Source organism: Kribbella sp. CWNU-51 (genome assembly GCF_054073265.1).
On the sequence record NZ_JBSXMZ010000026.1, the window covers coordinates 100,658 to 116,066 of the forward strand.

The 15,409-nt window shown below is 68.0% G+C and carries 13 protein-coding genes; 7 read left to right on the top strand and 6 right to left on the bottom strand.

The genetic code is table 11. The features are described 5' to 3' along the window. The first annotated feature begins 93 nt into the window (after positions 1–93). Both ACXC9Q_RS27715 and ACXC9Q_RS27720 read left to right on the top strand, forming a co-directional pair. The gene (locus tag ACXC9Q_RS27715; RefSeq protein ID WP_457059555.1) at positions 94–2,772 is read left to right on the top strand and encodes a S8 family serine peptidase; all 2,679 of its coding nucleotides are present in this window, start codon (positions 94–96) and stop codon (positions 2,770–2,772) included. Continuing rightward, on the top strand, positions 2,769–3,428 hold the full coding sequence (locus tag ACXC9Q_RS27720; protein WP_457059556.1) for a hypothetical protein: 660 nt from the start codon (positions 2,769–2,771) through the stop codon (positions 3,426–3,428). Before ACXC9Q_RS27715 ends, ACXC9Q_RS27720 begins: the two co-directional genes overlap by 4 nt. A 226-nt stretch (positions 3,429–3,654) precedes the next feature. Here ACXC9Q_RS27720 and ACXC9Q_RS27725 read toward each other — a convergent pair whose 3' ends face one another. Next, a complete protein-coding gene (locus ACXC9Q_RS27725) occupies positions 3,655–4,260 on the bottom strand; it encodes a hypothetical protein (RefSeq protein WP_457059557.1) in 606 nt (201 codons plus the stop codon). 150 nt (positions 4,261–4,410) lie between these two features. Between ACXC9Q_RS27725 and ACXC9Q_RS27730 the strand changes: the two genes are divergently transcribed. Together ACXC9Q_RS27730 and ACXC9Q_RS27735 are read left to right on the top strand one after the other, a co-directional pair. Continuing rightward, positions 4,411–5,373: a ring-cleaving dioxygenase gene (locus ACXC9Q_RS27730; protein ID WP_457059558.1), complete on the top strand. Its 963-nt coding sequence runs from the start codon at positions 4,411–4,413 to the stop codon at positions 5,371–5,373. Next, positions 5,373–6,008 carry an alpha/beta hydrolase gene (locus ACXC9Q_RS27735; protein WP_457059559.1) on the top strand — a complete coding sequence of 212 codons (636 nt, stop codon included), beginning with the start codon at positions 5,373–5,375 and terminating at the stop codon, positions 6,006–6,008. Before ACXC9Q_RS27730 ends, ACXC9Q_RS27735 begins: the two co-directional genes overlap by 1 nt. On the opposite strand, the gene ACXC9Q_RS27740 is transcribed toward ACXC9Q_RS27735, so the two are convergent. After that, positions 5,989–7,560 carry a zinc-binding dehydrogenase gene (locus ACXC9Q_RS27740; protein WP_457059560.1) on the bottom strand — a complete coding sequence of 524 codons (1,572 nt, stop codon included), beginning with the start codon at positions 7,558–7,560 and terminating at the stop codon, positions 5,989–5,991. The two genes, ACXC9Q_RS27735 and ACXC9Q_RS27740, sit on opposite strands and share 20 nt — an antisense overlap. Positions 7,561–8,270: 710 nt before the next feature. On the opposite strand from ACXC9Q_RS27740, the gene ACXC9Q_RS27745 reads away from it, so the two are divergent. Further along, complete coding sequence (locus ACXC9Q_RS27745) at positions 8,271–8,822, top strand: hypothetical protein (protein WP_457059561.1); 552 nt, start codon at positions 8,271–8,273, stop codon at positions 8,820–8,822. 41 nt (positions 8,823–8,863) lie between these two features. Beyond that, positions 8,864–10,045 (top strand): sensor histidine kinase, encoded by a 1,182-nt coding sequence (locus tag ACXC9Q_RS27750; protein ID WP_457059562.1) that lies wholly within the window; start codon positions 8,864–8,866, stop codon positions 10,043–10,045. A 33-nt stretch (positions 10,046–10,078) separates the two neighbouring features. Here the strand turns inward: ACXC9Q_RS27750 and ACXC9Q_RS27755 are convergent, their stop codons facing one another. From ACXC9Q_RS27755 to ACXC9Q_RS27770, 4 genes are all read right to left on the bottom strand, one after another. Continuing rightward, positions 10,079–10,816, bottom strand: a complete 738-nt coding sequence (locus ACXC9Q_RS27755; protein WP_457059563.1) for a response regulator — start codon at positions 10,814–10,816, stop codon at positions 10,079–10,081. A 167-nt stretch (positions 10,817–10,983) separates the two neighbouring features. Further along, positions 10,984–11,796 (bottom strand): hypothetical protein, encoded by an 813-nt coding sequence (locus tag ACXC9Q_RS27760; RefSeq protein ID WP_457059564.1) that lies wholly within the window; start codon positions 11,794–11,796, stop codon positions 10,984–10,986. A gap of 576 nt (positions 11,797–12,372) precedes the next feature. Continuing rightward, positions 12,373–13,053 (bottom strand): response regulator, encoded by a 681-nt coding sequence (locus ACXC9Q_RS27765; protein ID WP_457059565.1) that lies wholly within the window; start codon positions 13,051–13,053, stop codon positions 12,373–12,375. After that, positions 13,050–14,210, bottom strand: coding sequence for a sensor histidine kinase (locus ACXC9Q_RS27770; protein WP_457059566.1), 1,161 nt, complete (start codon positions 14,208–14,210; stop codon positions 13,050–13,052). The genes ACXC9Q_RS27765 and ACXC9Q_RS27770 overlap by 4 nt, the downstream gene beginning before the upstream one ends. Before the next feature lie 218 nt (positions 14,211–14,428). On the opposite strand from ACXC9Q_RS27770, the gene ACXC9Q_RS27775 reads away from it, so the two are divergent. Continuing rightward, entirely contained in the window at positions 14,429–15,370 is a 942-nt protein-coding gene (locus ACXC9Q_RS27775) for a CPBP family intramembrane glutamic endopeptidase (RefSeq protein ID WP_457059567.1), read from the top strand. The last annotated feature ends 39 nt before the right edge of the window (positions 15,371–15,409 follow it).

Consider the following 15,409-nt stretch of genomic DNA (forward strand, 5'->3'; position numbering starts at 1 on the left):
GTGAATTGTCGCAATCTTGCCAGGAGAGAGCCATCCTTCGCTGGCGGTTTTGCGATGGACTACCCGTCAACCGTCCCGAAGGTGGTTCTCCCCATGCATCTGGTCCGTAAAGCCTTGGTCGGCGCGACTGTTACCGCCCTCCTCGCGATCACCACCCTTCCGGCCACCGCTGGTCCTCCGGGCTCCGCTGGTCAACCCACCCTGCCGGTGCAGGTCGACAGCGCGAAGGTCGTCACGCTGCTCACCGGTGACAAGGTGCAGGTCACCCCAGCCGGCTCCGGACGCAGCAGTGTGCGGTTCGTCCCCGCCGACTCCGCCCACGCCGGCTACGAGACCCGGACAGTCGGCAAGGACCTGTACGTCGTACCCGACAGTGCGGCTCGGCTGGTCAACAGCGGCAAGGTGGATCAGGCACTCTTCAACGTGAGCGGTCTGATCCGGCAGGGGTACGACGACGCGTCCACCAGCCAGATCCCCGTCATCGCGACCTACAAGGCGACCGCCCGGGCCGCACAGCAGACAGTGCCCGCCGGATCAACGCGCACCCGGACGCTCTCCTCCGTGGGCGCGAGCGCGCTGCGGACCGACAAGGCACACGCACACGACACCTGGCAGTCGCTCTCGACCGGTCGTGACGTCCAGAAGCTCTGGCTCGACGCGAAGGTCCACAAGACCCTCGACCAAAGCGTCCCGTACGTCGGCGCGCCCCAGGCCTGGCAGGCCGGGTACGACGGAACCGGTACGACGGTTGCGGTCCTCGACTCGGGTGTCGACGCGGAGCACCCGGACCTCGTCGGCGCGGTCAAGGCCCAGCAGAACTTCACCGACAGCCCGGATGCCGCCGACCACGACGGCCACGGCACGCACACCTCGTCGACGGTGGCCGGTCGCGGCGTCGCGTCCAACGGCAGGAACAAGGGTGTCGCACCGGGCGCACAATTGCTGTCCGGCAAGGTCCTGAACGACTCCGGCAGTGGTGACCTCTCCTGGATCATCGCCGGCATGGAATGGGCCGTTGCCGAAGGCGCCGACGTGATCAGTATGAGCATCGGTACGTCGGAACCCGTCGACTGCACCGATCCGATGGCGGCCGCGGTCGACCGGATCAGCGCATCGTCGGGCGTGCTGTTCGTTGTTGCCGCCGGCAACCTTGGCGGACCGTCCGAGGCGATCAGCAGCCCGGGGTGTGCTGCCTCGGCGATGTCGGTGGCGGCCACCGACCTGACCCAGACGACCGCGGACTTCTCCAGCCGTGGACCGGTGCTGGCCAATCACGCGGTCAAGCCCGACATCGCGGCGCCTGGTGTGGACATCACCGCGGCACGGGCGGGCGGTCGCGGCGATTCGGCGTACGTCGACATGAGCGGCACCTCGATGGCGACGCCGCACGTGGCCGGCGCGGCGGCGATCCTGAAGCAGCAGCACCCCGACTGGAAGGGTCAGCAACTGAAGGCGGCCCTGCAGAACTCGGTGCGCTCGGAGAGCAAGGTCGGGATCTACGAGCAGGGCGCCGGTGAACTCGACGTCGCCCAGGCCGTCACGCAGCAGGTGACCGGTCCGGGCACGGTCGACCTCGGCACGTTCGCCTGGCCGCACACGCCGGACCAGAAGCTCACCAAGCAGCTGACCTACCACAACAGCGGCACCGAGCCGGTGACGTTGAGACTGACCGCCGATGCGCGGGGCAACAACGGCAAAGCGCTACCGGCGGGACTGATCAGCTTCGACCCGTCGGCGACGGTCGCCGCCGGTGCGACGGTAGATGTTCCGGTGACGATCGATCCGAGCGCTGCCTTGGACCCCGGTGCCTATGGCGCGGTCAGCGCGCGAGTGGTTGCTACGGGCAACGACGGGCGCACGGTGGTGACACCGCTCGGCTTCTACCTCGAGCCGCAGTACGTCGATGTGACCTTCAAGTTGATCGATCGTGACGGCAAACCCGCCGCGTCGATCACTTCGCTCGATGTCTTCGACCTCGACAGCATCGCGGCGCAGCGCGTCGGCTTCGAGGGCGCGGACCAGACGCTGCACCTGCGGGCGGGCACGTACTCACTGGCCGCGACGATCGCGCACGACGACGCGAACGGACTCGTCGATTCGTACGCGTTCCTCGGCGACCCGGAGCTCACGTTGACGAAGGACACCACGATCACGTACGACGCCCGGACGGCGGCCGAGGCGAAGGTGACGACCCAGCGTCCGACCGAACGGAAGGGCGGCAGCCTGACCTACGGCCGGATTGTCGACAACTGGATCCTCGCGTCGAGCCGCGGCTACGGCACGCAGGTGAAGTCGATCTACCTCGGCACGACGCCGAAGGCTCGCCGCGGCACCTTCGAGGTGGTCGAGGGCTGGCAGTACGGATCACCGGCCGGCGCGAAGTCGCCGTACCTGTACAGCCTGGCGTTCACGCACGAGCAGCAGGTGAAGGGCAAGCCCGACCATCGGGTCCGGGACCGGGACCTGGCAACGATCGACGCGACGTACTACACGCCGGGCAAGGCCTACAACTACTCCGAGTACGTCGACGTGTGGCGACCGTGGAGCATCAACCTGATCCCGACCGGCGACCGGGGGACCGTGGCGGCGCCGACCCGGGTGCAGCACCTGGTCACGGCCGATCGGGACACGAAGGTCACGCAGATGGTCGGGCATGCGGACGCGATGGCGTGGCCGTTCGCGACGCTGATGACGTCGACGGCGACGGCGTACAAGGCCGGCAGCCGGCACAGCGAGAGCTGGTTCAAGGCGGGGTTGCGGCCGGGCTGGTGACCGATCAGACGACCGGGCTGAAGTATGAGCCGGCGGCGCGGGACGGGAACACGGTCTGGAGCAATTTCGCGAGTTGGTCGGATACCGAACCGGGACACTTCTCGCGCCAGGGATTCCTCGACCTGGGTGGCACCGAGCTGCTCGCGGACGGGGTGTCGCTGGGGGAGTACGGCTACTACGGCCAGGGAGTCTGGGACGTCCCGGCCGCGGCGACGAATCTCGAGCTGGTCTACGACCTGAACCGGTGGCAGCGTGGTGACTACAAGTGGGAGTCGCCGTCGACGGTCGAGACCCGGTGGAAGTGGAAGGGCTCCGAAGCGGACGCGGGTAAGCCGTTGCCGCTGCTCTTCCCCGACTACGACCTCGCTGTCGACCTGAACGACCGCGCACCGCGGATCCCGGTGTTCCCGGTCAGCATCACCGCTGAGTCGGGCCAGTGGTACAAACCCGGCCGCTTCACGTCGGCTCGCGTCTGGACGTCGTACGACGACGGCACGAGCTGGAATCAGACTCCGGTGGTGAACCTCGGCACCAAAGCCGTGGCCCTGGTCAACAACTCCAAGGCGACGGCGTTCGTCACCCTGAAGGTCGAACTGACGGAGTCCAACGGTAAGTCCGTCACGCAGACCCTGAGCCGTTTCTACGGAATCCGCTAGCCAGCGAGATCACCCCGGCCTGGTCGGCCGGGGTGATCTTCAGGTGAGTTGGTGGCGTCGGACCGGGAAGCGCCTCACGGCGCGTGGCCGCTCGTAGCGGCTAATTTTGGGACCCGGGGCTTGCACCGGCCCGACACCTCGAACAGTATAACCGGCGCTCAAACCCCTTGTCCTGTAGGGATCTCGGGCTTCAAGACGCCATAGCACCCGAAGCCGGGACGCGCAACTACCAGAGTTGCCCGGCGCGTTCGGACCGGGCCGCGGTCTGCAGCTGATCCGCCATTTCGACGAGCTTCGAGGCCGACAGCACCCGGTCGTGACCGTCGTCGGCGAGGTGTGCCCGGCCGGTCGCGACGATCCGCGCGAACGCGGCCGCCCGGTCCAGGGTCGTCGCGAAGTCCCCGGTCGCGACACCCCGCAGTACGGCGTCGACCATGTCCCGCACCTCGGCGGGACCCGGCGGCTCCGCGACACCCGCGACCACCGCGTGCACCTCGGCGTACTCGCGACCGGCCGCGAACTCGCGGGAGACCTCTTCGGCGTTGGTGTGCACCCACGAGCGCAGCAGGTACAGCCGCCACAACGCGCCCGGCAGGGAGTCCGACGGCGAGTCGGACCACAGTTCGGCGAGTTCGTCCAGGCCGTAGTCGTCGGCCAGTTTGACCACCCGCGCGTGGACCTCGGTGTCTTCGGAGTTGCGGACGCCACGCACCAGCAATTCGGCGGTCCGGTGCGCTACCTCGGTGACCGCAGCCGGATCGGCGGCGCCGGGCAGCGACTCGAACAGCTTGTTGCCGGGCAGGATCGGCCGGCGCGGATTGGGGGTCGTCACGGCGTCTATGGTGCCTGACCTGGCCAACCCTCGCACGCCGACCGAGGTTTCCCCCGTGACAGCCATCGGACCCGGGACCTTCCCGGGCGATCCGGTCGAGGTCATCATCGAAGAGAGGAGCGTCTGCCGGCCGCACGAGAGGGATCCACGATGCCGGAACTGAGCGTTGCACCGCACGGGCTGCACCACGTCACGGCGATCGCCGAGGACCCGCAGCGGAACGTCGACTTCTACACCACCGTGCTGGGGTTGCGGCTGGTCAAACGGACCGTCAACTTCGACGCGCCGGACACCTATCACCTCTACTACGGAGACGAGTCGGGACAGCCGTCCACGTTGCTGACCTTCTTCCCCTGGCCAGGCGTCCAGGGCGGCCGGCAGGGGACCGGTCTCACCACGGCGACGGCCTTCAGCATCCCGCCGGAGGCTGTCGGCTGGTGGCAGCGGCGGCTGAAGGACCTCGGCGTGGACGCGGACGACCCGGTGGCGCGTTCGGACGAGGAGGTGCTGCGGCTTCGCGATCCGGACGGGCTGGTGATCGAGCTGGTCGCCTCCGACGGTGACTCGCGATCAGGGTGGGACGGCGCGGCCGCCGTACCGGCCGACGACGCCATCCGTGGTCTGTACTCGATCACCATGACGGAGCAGCAGTTGGACCCGACCGCGGAGATGCTCGCCGGCCTGCTCAGCATGGAGTTCACCCACAACACCGCTGATCGGACCCGGTTCGTGATGACCGGGGGTGCGGACGGCACTGCCGTGGACGTCCTGCCCAGCAAGGACGATCGGGGACTGCAGGCGGCCGGCACGGTGCACCATGTCGCGTTCCGGGCGCCTGACGGGGAGACGCAGGCGAGATGGCGCGAGGAGCTGATCGAGGCCGGGATCCAGGTCACCGAGATCCTCGACCGGCAGTACTTCACCTCGATCTACTTCCGGGAACCGGGCGGGGTGTTGCTCGAGATCGCGACCGACCAGCCCGGGTTCACCGTGGACGAGCCGTTGCTGGAGCTCGGCCGCCACCTCAAGCTGCCGCCCTGGCTCGAACCGGATCGCGACCAGATCGAGGCGTCACTGCCGGCCATCCGGCTGCCGTCGGAAGCTGCGGGGTGATGGACCCGGCCCTGCGGCGGCCGCACGTCTGGGAACCAGGGACGGGACGTCCGCCGCTGTTGCTGCTGCACGGGACCGGCGGGAACGAGTACGACCTGCTCGGACTGCGGGAGTACCTGATCCCGGATGCCCCGGTGCTGGCGCCGCGCGGGAGGGTGCTGGAGAACGGGATGCCCCGGTTCTTCCGCCGGCTGCGCGAGGGTGTGTTCGACGAGGACGATCTGCGGGCGCGGACCGACGAGCTCGCCGCGTTCCTCGCCGCGGCCGAGCAGCAGTACGGCGTCACGCCCGGTTCCTGGGTGGCGATCGGGTTCTCGAACGGCGCGAATATCGCGTCCGCGCTGCTCCTGCGCCACCCGGAGGCGCTCAGCGGGGCGGTGCTGCTGGCCGCGATGGTGCCCTTCCAGCAGGACGAGCCCGGGGAGGTTCTCACCGGCAAACGCGTGCTGATCGTGAACGGTGACCGCGACCCGATGGCGACACCCGACCAGACCCGGACGCTCGCCGCCCAGCTCCGCGCCCGCGGCGCGGACGTCGACATCCGTCCCTTCCCCGGCGGCCACACCATCGACCCCGGTCAGTTACCCCACGTCAAACAATTCCTCGAGGCCATCGTCAGTCCGCGACATGGATGACGATCTTCCCTCGCCGCCCCCGCTCTTCCAGCGCCTCGTAGCCGGCCCGGGTACTGGTCAGGGGGAGGACGCGATCCAGCACGGGCACCAACCTGCCGCTGTCGACGAGTTCGGCGATGGAACGCAGGCCGTCCCGGTCGGGCTCGACGATGAAGTAGAGACCGCGGACGCCATGGCGTGCCGCCTCGTCGGCGTCAACCGGCGCCGCGGCGCTGACCAGGATGCCGCCGGGTCTCAGGACCGGCCAGGAGCGCGATTGGACGGCTGTGCCGACCAGGTCGATGACCACGTCGACATCGGCGACTCGGTCCTCGAAACGCTCACTCGTGTAGTCGATGACCTGTTGCGCGCCCAGATCCTTGACGAATTGCAACTGGGCCGTCGACGCCGTCGCGCTCACCTGGCCGCCCAAGGCGACAGCTATCTGTACGGCGTACGAGCCCACGCCACCGGCTCCGCCGTGGACCAGGACTCGCTGACCGGCTTGGAGGCCGGCGTGGCGAACCAGCGCCTCCCAGGCGGTCAACGCGGCCAACGGAAGGGCAGCGGCATGGTCGTGATCGACCGTGCTGGGCTTGACCACCACGACGCCGGCCGGCACAGCGACGTACTCGGCGGCGGCGCCGTCGCGGGTGAACGGGATCAAGCCGTAGACGGCGTCCCCTACCGCAAGGTCGTCCACGCCGGCTCCCAGGCCGGCGATCACCCCGGAGAACTCGTGTGAGGGGATGATCGGGGTGCGCTCCGGCCCGGTCCCGTCGGAACTGCTGGTCCAGGTCTCCGGCCAGCTGAGCTCGTCGGGCGTGATGGATGCCGCCTTGACGGCCACCAGGACTTCCCCGGCGCTCGGGTCCGGTTGCGGCGCCTCCTCGAACACGAGTTGCTCCGGTCCGCCCCTGGCGTGCGCTCGAACGGCGTACATGCTGATCTCCGATTCAGGGGCGAGGGCGTGCTCGAGGGGGTTGGCGGCCACCCTGACGGCGAGGTCGTTGCGGATGGCGGCCGCTGCCGAGCTGTCCGGCTTGCGGATCGCCTGGTCCTGGAAGCACTTCAGGAACTCGTCGGCCAGAGTCAGCCGCGGGTACCGCGCCAGCACCTCGTTCCGGAAGCTGACCGGGAAGTCCGCCTCGCCACGCCCCACGATGTCGAAGCCGGTGGATCTCACCATCAGGAAACCTTCCGGGTCCTCCTCCGGGTCCACATCGGGCCACATGTGCCGGACGACCACCTCCGACACACGCGTACGCCGCTGCACCGGCCAACCGGCACCTGCCGCGAACACCCACGCCACACTGCCGCCGGCCACTTCGAACGGCACCCGGTGACTGTCGAAGTCCTCGACCAGACCCATGTCGTGGAGCAGGGACGCGACGAAGAGCAACTCGGCATCGAAGTCGACACCTCGGGCAGTCCCGAGGGCCGCCGCCCAGAAATAGACCCGCAGCGAGTGGTTCACCAGTGCGGGCGAGCAGTACGTCGTCGTGACCTCGACGGCGTGCGCGCACGCCGCCGAGTCGGGAACGGAGAGTTCGGCCAGCCGCATGGTGCTCATCATCGCAGCCGACCGGCCCGTGGATGCAGAGCTGACCGGCCTACAACTGCTCCAGCTGACGTGGCAGCTCGCCCTGGCTGTGAGTCGGTACAGGAGTTCGGGCGGTAGTGCGCCCGCGTCACCGAACCGCGCGAGGGCCCTGCCTTGAGCCGGTGGCCGTAGGGATCCGGAAGGGCCAGGACCACGTCGAGTGTCGTCGACCAGACATAGGTCCCACAAGATGTGCAAATCGTCTCGGGTTTGACCAGATTCCTCAGGTGAATGATCGCCGAGCCTCGGTCGGGTGGTGGAAGGAACATACGAAGCAGCCGCGCCCTTTGTCAGCTCGGCTGCCAGGGCAATAACGCGATGAGTTGTTGCCTGACGAGCGAGCAGCCCGTGCCCAACGCCTCCTGGTGTCGAACAGCGCGGCGAGTGTCCGGCCGCGAGATTGGGCTCCCTTCTCTGGAGCCGCGGAGGCTTGCCGCCGCTGACTGAGAACGGCGTGGGATGGCCGCCGACGACGGCGGGGCCTGCTTGCTTGTTCAGCATCCACGACCGCGCCTCGGCTGGGCAAAGCGTCCGGTTGACGACTGGTTGTGTGATGTCGACAGTGTCAAGATGGAAACTGTGCCGGGCGGCACATCGACCTTCTGGGGGACGGGTCGAGCGACGCGGCCAAGGGGAGGAAGTTCATGGCCGTCGATCCCACAGTTCCTCATGCTGCCAGAGTGTTTCTGTACAACTCGGCGGGTCTTGTCGAGGGGGCGAGAGGTGTCCTCATCGGCGTCGCGGAGAAGGACCGCTCGCTCACCGAGTCCGGCGATGAGGAAGGCCCGGTCAGCATCGCACTGGTCACGCCTTGGCCGAACGCGCTGACCTACTCGACGCCGTTCACCGTGGCCGTCATCGCCGGGCCTCAGCCTGCGTGGTACAAGCCGGAGACGGTTGAAATCTTCCGGCTCGAGGGCGCGCCGGAGGAAAGCAACGTCGCGGCGGTGATCCTGTCAGGCCCGCCGGACCCGTCGGCCGTGTCGCCAAGCGTCGGACGGTCTGCTGTGCTGGCGGCGGTGGACACCAGCGGTGACCTCCGGCAGAGCCTGGGCCGGTTCGTTGGACCCGAGTTCCTCAGCAACGATCCGGCGCCGCCAATCGGTGCGTCGACGTCCGCATCGGTCGGCGGTCGCGCGCAACAAACAGTCCAACCCTCAAGGTTCCGGGCAACGTTGGGGACTGCTCCGACGGTGACCGCAGGCCTCTGCAGGATCTTCCACTGGGACTGAGGACAACGACACGACAGGGAGCACGGGATCTGCTGGTTGCCGTGGTCGCGGCGGCCGTCGACATCGCGCTCTTTACCCAACTGTCGGACGATCCGGACCGCTACGGCTGGGCCGGGCTCGGGACTCCGGCGGCTGTGATCGTCGGAGCCGGCGCAGTGGCGGTCCCGATCCTGGCCTTCCGCAGGCGTGCTCCTGCGGTGGCGAGTTTCACGCTCGCCCTGTACGCGATCGTGCTGACCCTGACCATCGGATCACGACCGCTACTCACGTTGCTGGTTGCCCTCTACACGGCTGCGGCATGGGAGAGCCGCCGCCGAGCTCTTCTGTGCCTGACGGCGACCCTCGCAGCGCACGCAGTCGGGACCGGATACGAAGCGAGTCTTTCGGGGCCCGGACCTCGGCCGTTCGCGGTGATCGCCGTGGCAACGGTTTACGTTCTGCTTGACGTCGCAGCCTGGGGAGCCGGACGACGTGCCTCGGCCGCTCGGCAGCGTGCGGCGTACCTGGAGGAATCACAGGCCGCGCTTGCCGCCGAGGCGGTCCGGGCCGAGAGGCAGCGCATCGGCCGCGAACTCCACGACATCGTCGCTCACTCGATCAGCCTGATCGCAGTCCAGGCGGCCGGCGCTGCGCGTGTGGTGCATGGTGATCCGGTCCGCGCAGAGCGATCTATGGAGTCGATCAGCCAACTCAGCCAGGAAGCCATTGTCGAGCTACGCCGAATGCTGACCCTCGTCGAGGGAACACCGACTGGCCAAGACGTGACGACCGATCCCGCAACCAGCCCGGGGATCCCCGACCTCCTCCCTGGCCTCCTCGAACTGATCGCCCAGGTCAGGGAAACCGGCCATCAGGTCGAGCTCGCGGTCACCGGAACCCCCGCCGCCCTCGACTCGAGCGTGCGCTTGGCCGCCCACCGGATCGCCCAGGAGGCCCTGACGAACGCCGTCAAACACGGTTCGCCCGACGCCCAGATCCACCTCAGCGTGACCTGGACCGTAGACCACCTCGACCTACGCATCTCGAACCGCGTCCGTCCCACAACTCGAGCCGAGCCGCACCCCTTCTCGACCGGCAGGGGCCTCTACGGCCTGCAGGAACGTGCCCGCCTGGTCGGCGGCCACCTCGACACCAGCTCCACGGAATCCACTTTCACCATCTCCGCCTCCCTCCCGACGACGTCGCTGAACCAGCCGTCCCTGGAGCCCACCGCGGCCAAGTGAGGAGCGGGCATGGCGGACGATCGAACACCCCTGCTACGGACGGGTCCCGCCCAGATCGACGGATGTGCCCGGCGGTGAGTCGCCCGGCTTGACCAAACCGGTCTTGTAGGCGGCTGCCACTGCCTGCGTCCGGCTGCGCAGGCCGAGCTTCATCAGGATGCGTCCGATGTGAGTCTTGGTCGTCGTTTCACCGATCACCAGATGGCCGGAGATCTCGGTGGTTCCCAGGCCGTGGGCAAGCAGCACGAGTACGTCACGTTCGCGATCGGTGAGCGACGCCATCTCCTCCGGGGTGGGCAGAGCCGGATTGGGCCGCGACGCGAATTCGCCGATCAGCCGGTGGGCGACGACGGGATCCAGCCACGCGCCGCCGGCGGCCACGGTTCGCAGCGCCGATACCAGATCTCGGCGCACCGCACTTTTGAGGAGGAATCCGGAGGCGCCGGATCGCAGCGCGCCGTACACCGCGTCGTCATCGTGGTAGCTGCTCAGTATCAGCACCCTGACCGTCTGATTACCGGGGGAGAAGCTGTCGGCGACCATCGCCCTGGTGGCCTCGACACCGTCCAGGACGGGCATCCGGACGTCGAGGAGTACGACGTCGGGCTGGAGCCTGGCGGCTAGATCGATCGCCTCGGCGCCATCGGAGGCGCTTCCGACTACCTCGATCCCAGGCTCGTTGTCGAGCAGCATCTGCAGGCCGTCCCGGACCAGGGCCTCGTCGTCGGCCAGGAGCACCCGAACCGGGGGCGCGGCGCGCTCATCGGCCATCGGTGCTGCCCTCCCTTGCCTGGGTCTCGCCTTGGAGGTCCGGCGTTCCCATGCTGACACCGCAGGCAGCCGTCGGGCACCCCGCGGGCCGCGTACGCCGGCGCCCGGCCGAAGAGCGAGGACCCACCCGGGATGGGGGTGAGCCCTCGCGGTGTCAGGCGCGATCGCTACGCCTGCAGTTGGTCGTACACGTCCTTGATCTCCTGGGCGATCTCGGCGGTCGCCTTGATGGCCTCGATCAAGGCCTTGCGCAGGTCCACGAACGACGCCGCGTCGGCCACGAGGACGTCCATCGACGTGGCCAGCCGGCCGACCGGCTCGGGGAACTGCTGAGTGTGCGTCGTCACTCCGTCCGAGGCGCAGGCCGGATCGAACAGCCCGCACCGTGTCGGGTCCTCGAAGTCGTCGCTGACCCAGATCGCGCGACCCGCCGCGTCCTGCACCACGACCAGGGTGTGGCAGCGCAGACCGCCCCACGGATTGCGGTTGCGGTTGGTCGATTCCACCGTGAGGAACCCGTTGCGGTACAGGATCGCGTTCGTCTGCACGAACTTGTTCCAGCCGATGTATTGCTCCTCGTACCGGGTCGTCGGCTGCGGTGAGACCGGCGGGATGCCGGTTCCGGTCGACCAGATCGGCTGGTCGGTGGTCGTGTAGATGACGAGGTTCCGGTCGTCCTGCAGGACCAGGCGCGCGCCTGGATTGCCGTACGTGGCCGAACCCCAGGACGGGAAGTTCGCACTGTTGTAGAGCACGAAGTGTCCGTCGGTCTGCATGTCGGCTCGGTTCGGCCGCAACGTGGCGGGGAGCGACCAGGTGTTGGTCGCCCAGACCGCAGAGGCGACGCTGGGTACGCCGCTGTAGAGAACGAGGTTGCCGTCGCCCTGCATGAACAGGCCGTACAGCCCGTTCGGCGAACGGAGAACGTCGCCGACGGCCAGTGATTGGCCGGGCTGCAACGTCCCGATGTAGTCGGTCATGGCAGTGTCCTTCGGGTAGTCACGACCGGATGTCCGGTCATGAGTGAAGCCCCCGACCGGAAGTTGGCCGGAGAACCATGTCGGGACAGAGACGTGGACGTTCGTCTCGCCGTGCGGACGCGACGCCGTTGGCGCATCGCTGTCGGCTCTGTGCACTCAGGACACGGCCGTTGTCCTGTTGCCCACCCTTACGAGTCCGTCCCCAGCCCGGCTCATGAGGCCGGGCGCTACGTCGATGGTGCACCGCAGTCGGCATTGCCGGCGTCGTGGTTCCGACCGAACTATCGCATCCGATCACCGAATGAGGGCCGCGCCGTACGTCCTCCAAAAGAACGACGAACCGGGTGGTACGAGATGGAACGGCTCAGGCGGTACGCCGTCCCGCGCCGAGGGATGTCAATCCCGGCCCAGAGGTGATGGCGCCTTCGCGCGCTACCTGGCCGCGCCACCGCCGGACAGGTAGCCCGAGCCACCTCCGGCATGCGCATCGGATAGCTCTTCCCGCGCCGCTGGTCAACGCTCCTGAGGAGTGCGGAGTGGTGGCTTGAACGGCCAGCGCAGCGCGATGCGTGGTTGTCATTGATCGGTGGCCTCGCCGGGCTCGACGAGGCCCGACTCGTAGGCGACCACGACGGCTTGGGCGCGGTCGCGCAGCCGGAGCTTGCCGAATACATGGGTGACGTGGGACTTGACCGTGGTCTCGCTGAGGAACAACTTCGCGGCGATCTCGGCATTGGAGCGTCCTCGCGCCATCAGGGTGAGGACGGCGAGTTCGCGTTCGGTGAGCGAGTCGAGTGCGCTGGGTCGTGCCGTGCCGGGTCGTGGCCGCCGGACGTACTGCTGGACCAGCCGCCGGGTGACCGCCGGGGCGAGCAGAGTCTCTCCGGCAGCCACGACACGCACGGCCTCGGCCAGCTGCTCGGGCCGGACATCCTTGAGCAGGAAGCCGCTGGCACCGGCACAAAGCGCGTCGTAGACGTACTCATCGAGGTCGAAGGTGGTGAGCATCAGCACCCGTGGTCCCTCACCGGTGGCGAGCAGTCGGCGTGTCGCCTCCAGCCCATCCATGCCGGGCATCCGGACATCCATGAGGACGACGTCGGGGCGAAGGGTTCGACACAGGGCAAGGGCTGCGGACCCGTCGGCGGCCTCGTCGACCACCTCGATGTCGGGTTGGGACTCCAGGATCATGCGGAAGCCGCCGCGCACGAGCGCTTGGTCGTCAACGACGAGCACCCGGATGACGTCGCCGGTCATGTCGCCGGACGCCCGATCGGTAGGTTGACGCGGACCGTGTAGCCGCCGGAGTCGTCGGGGCCGACTTGCAGGTCCCCGCCGTACAGGGCGGCTCGCTCGAGCATCCCGGGGATGCCGTGCCCGTGGTGCTCGCCCGGTCGCGGGGTAGCGGGGGAGCTGCCACGACCGTCGTCGTCGACCTCGACATGCAGTTGTTGGGGGCCGTAGTGAACCAGGACTCGGACCTCATGCGCGGAGGCGTGCTTGAGCGTGTTGGTCAGTGCCTCCTGCACGATCCGGTACGCAGTCAGCCCAAGGCCAGGTGGCACAGGACGGACCTCGCCATCAATGACCAGCTCGACGGGCAACCCGGTTCCCCGGACCGACTCCACCAGGTCAGGAAGGTTCTCGAGTCCGGGCTGCGGCACCACCCCGGTGTCGGCCTGGTCGGGGCGCAGGATGCACAGCAGGCGACGCAGCTCGTCAAGCGCCTGTCGGCCCGTCTCCTCGACGGCGAGCAATGGTTGCAGGGCCCGGTCGGGGTCGGTGCTCAGCATCATTCGTGCTGCGCCCGCTTGCACAGTCATCACGCTGACACTGTGGGCGAGGACGTCGTGCAGCTCATGGGCGATGCGTGCCCGTTCCTCGGCGACGGCCGCCTGCGCTTCCCGGTGACTCTGCTCCAGCGCCGCGGACCGGCGCTCGGCTTGGGTGATCCGGAGACTGCGTTGGCGCAGCGCTACTCCGGCAAGCCAGGTCAAGGATGCATAGACGGCCACGCTGAACGCATCGCTGGCCGGGACCCGTACGTCCTCGAGGGCCACGATGGCAATGCCGGCCAGGCCCACCAGCAGGCCGAGGATCGCCTCACGGAGGGGGTTGTAGGAGCCCAGGACCCAGAACGCGAGGACATAGGCGACCACGCCCCAGTTCTCGCGCTCCGAGTCCGGCACGTCCAGGAACGAAATCAACACCTGCACACTGATGACGAACAGCGGAGCAGCCAGAGGCCAACGCCGCCGGGCCAGCAACGGCAAGGTGTACAGCCAGACCGCCGAGAGCAGCAGCCACTTCGGTCCCGGCAGGTCCCGCAGCACGATCTCCAGTTCGGCGGCGACCGCGACGCCCAGCACCAGAACGTCGAAGACGCCCACGTTCAGGCTTCGGAGACTCCTCACACATCCACGATAGGAGCCAACAACCCTGCCCGGATCCTTCTGCCAGACGATGGGCCTCCACCCTGGGTCGCATTGACCTGGCCGCCTGCGACTGTCGGGGCCCGGCGCACCCCCACCCCAGGTCGGACCTACAGGACCGCCCAGGAGGACGCCGCCGCCGGTTCGCATACCTACCTTCGGACCAAAGCCGGGATTCCCTACAGGAGAAGGTGGACAGGATGAGCGTTCGGCGTCGTAGCAACTCGGAAGGGAACGTTGTCTGGAATGGACGAGAAGGCCGCCTCCGAGCAGGCTGGCGCCTCTTTGGTTTTCTGGTTCTGCTGCTCCTCGTGGCTGTCGTGGAGGACCGCCTTCGGGTCGCCCTGGAAGGGCGTCTGCCCGATCTGTACGACGGCGTTGTTCGCGCGCTCGCCTTTGCGCTCCTGGTTGCCGCTGTCTTGCTGTTGGCGAGTCGCATCCTCGACCGCCGCCGAGTCGCCGACTTCGGCCTCCACGTCAGCCGTCGGTGGTGGGCCCAACTCGGACTAGGACTCGGACTTGGTGCGCTGCTGATGCTCGGCACGGTAGGTCTGGAGCTGGCGATGGGCTGGGTGAAGATCACGGACACCCTCGTGCCCGCTCCTGGGCAGCCCTTTGCGGCGACGATCCTGCTGGGCCTGGTCGCAGTGGCAGCCGTCGCGTTCGGCGAGGAGGCGTCGTACCGCGGATACCCGATCAAGAACTTCACCGAGGGACTCGGCACCTCACGATGGGCACTTGCCGCCTCAGTCTCGATACCAGCGCTCTACTTCGGGGCGGCTCACGTCACGAACCCGGGAGCGACGTGGCTCAGTTCGACCAACACAGTGATCTTTGGCGTCTTGTTCGGCACCGCCTATCTAATGACCGGTGAACTGGCGCTCCCTATCGGCCTGCACTTTGCGTGGGACTACATTCAGGCATTTGTGTTCGGCGTCGTTGGCAACGGATCACACTACGGTGCCGTTCTCGTGCTCGCTCCGACTGGCGCAGCGGGAGCGCGCTGGACCGGCTTGCCTTATGGAGTGGAAGCCGGAGCGCTGGGAACAGTTGCCATGGTTGCAGGGTTCCTGCTGCTGCTTGCCTACCGGCGGATTCAGCTCGGCGCGGTCCCGCAGCGTGTCTCCGAACATATGTTCTAGCCGCGCAAGCAGCGCGCGCCTGACCGGTGCGCTCAGTAC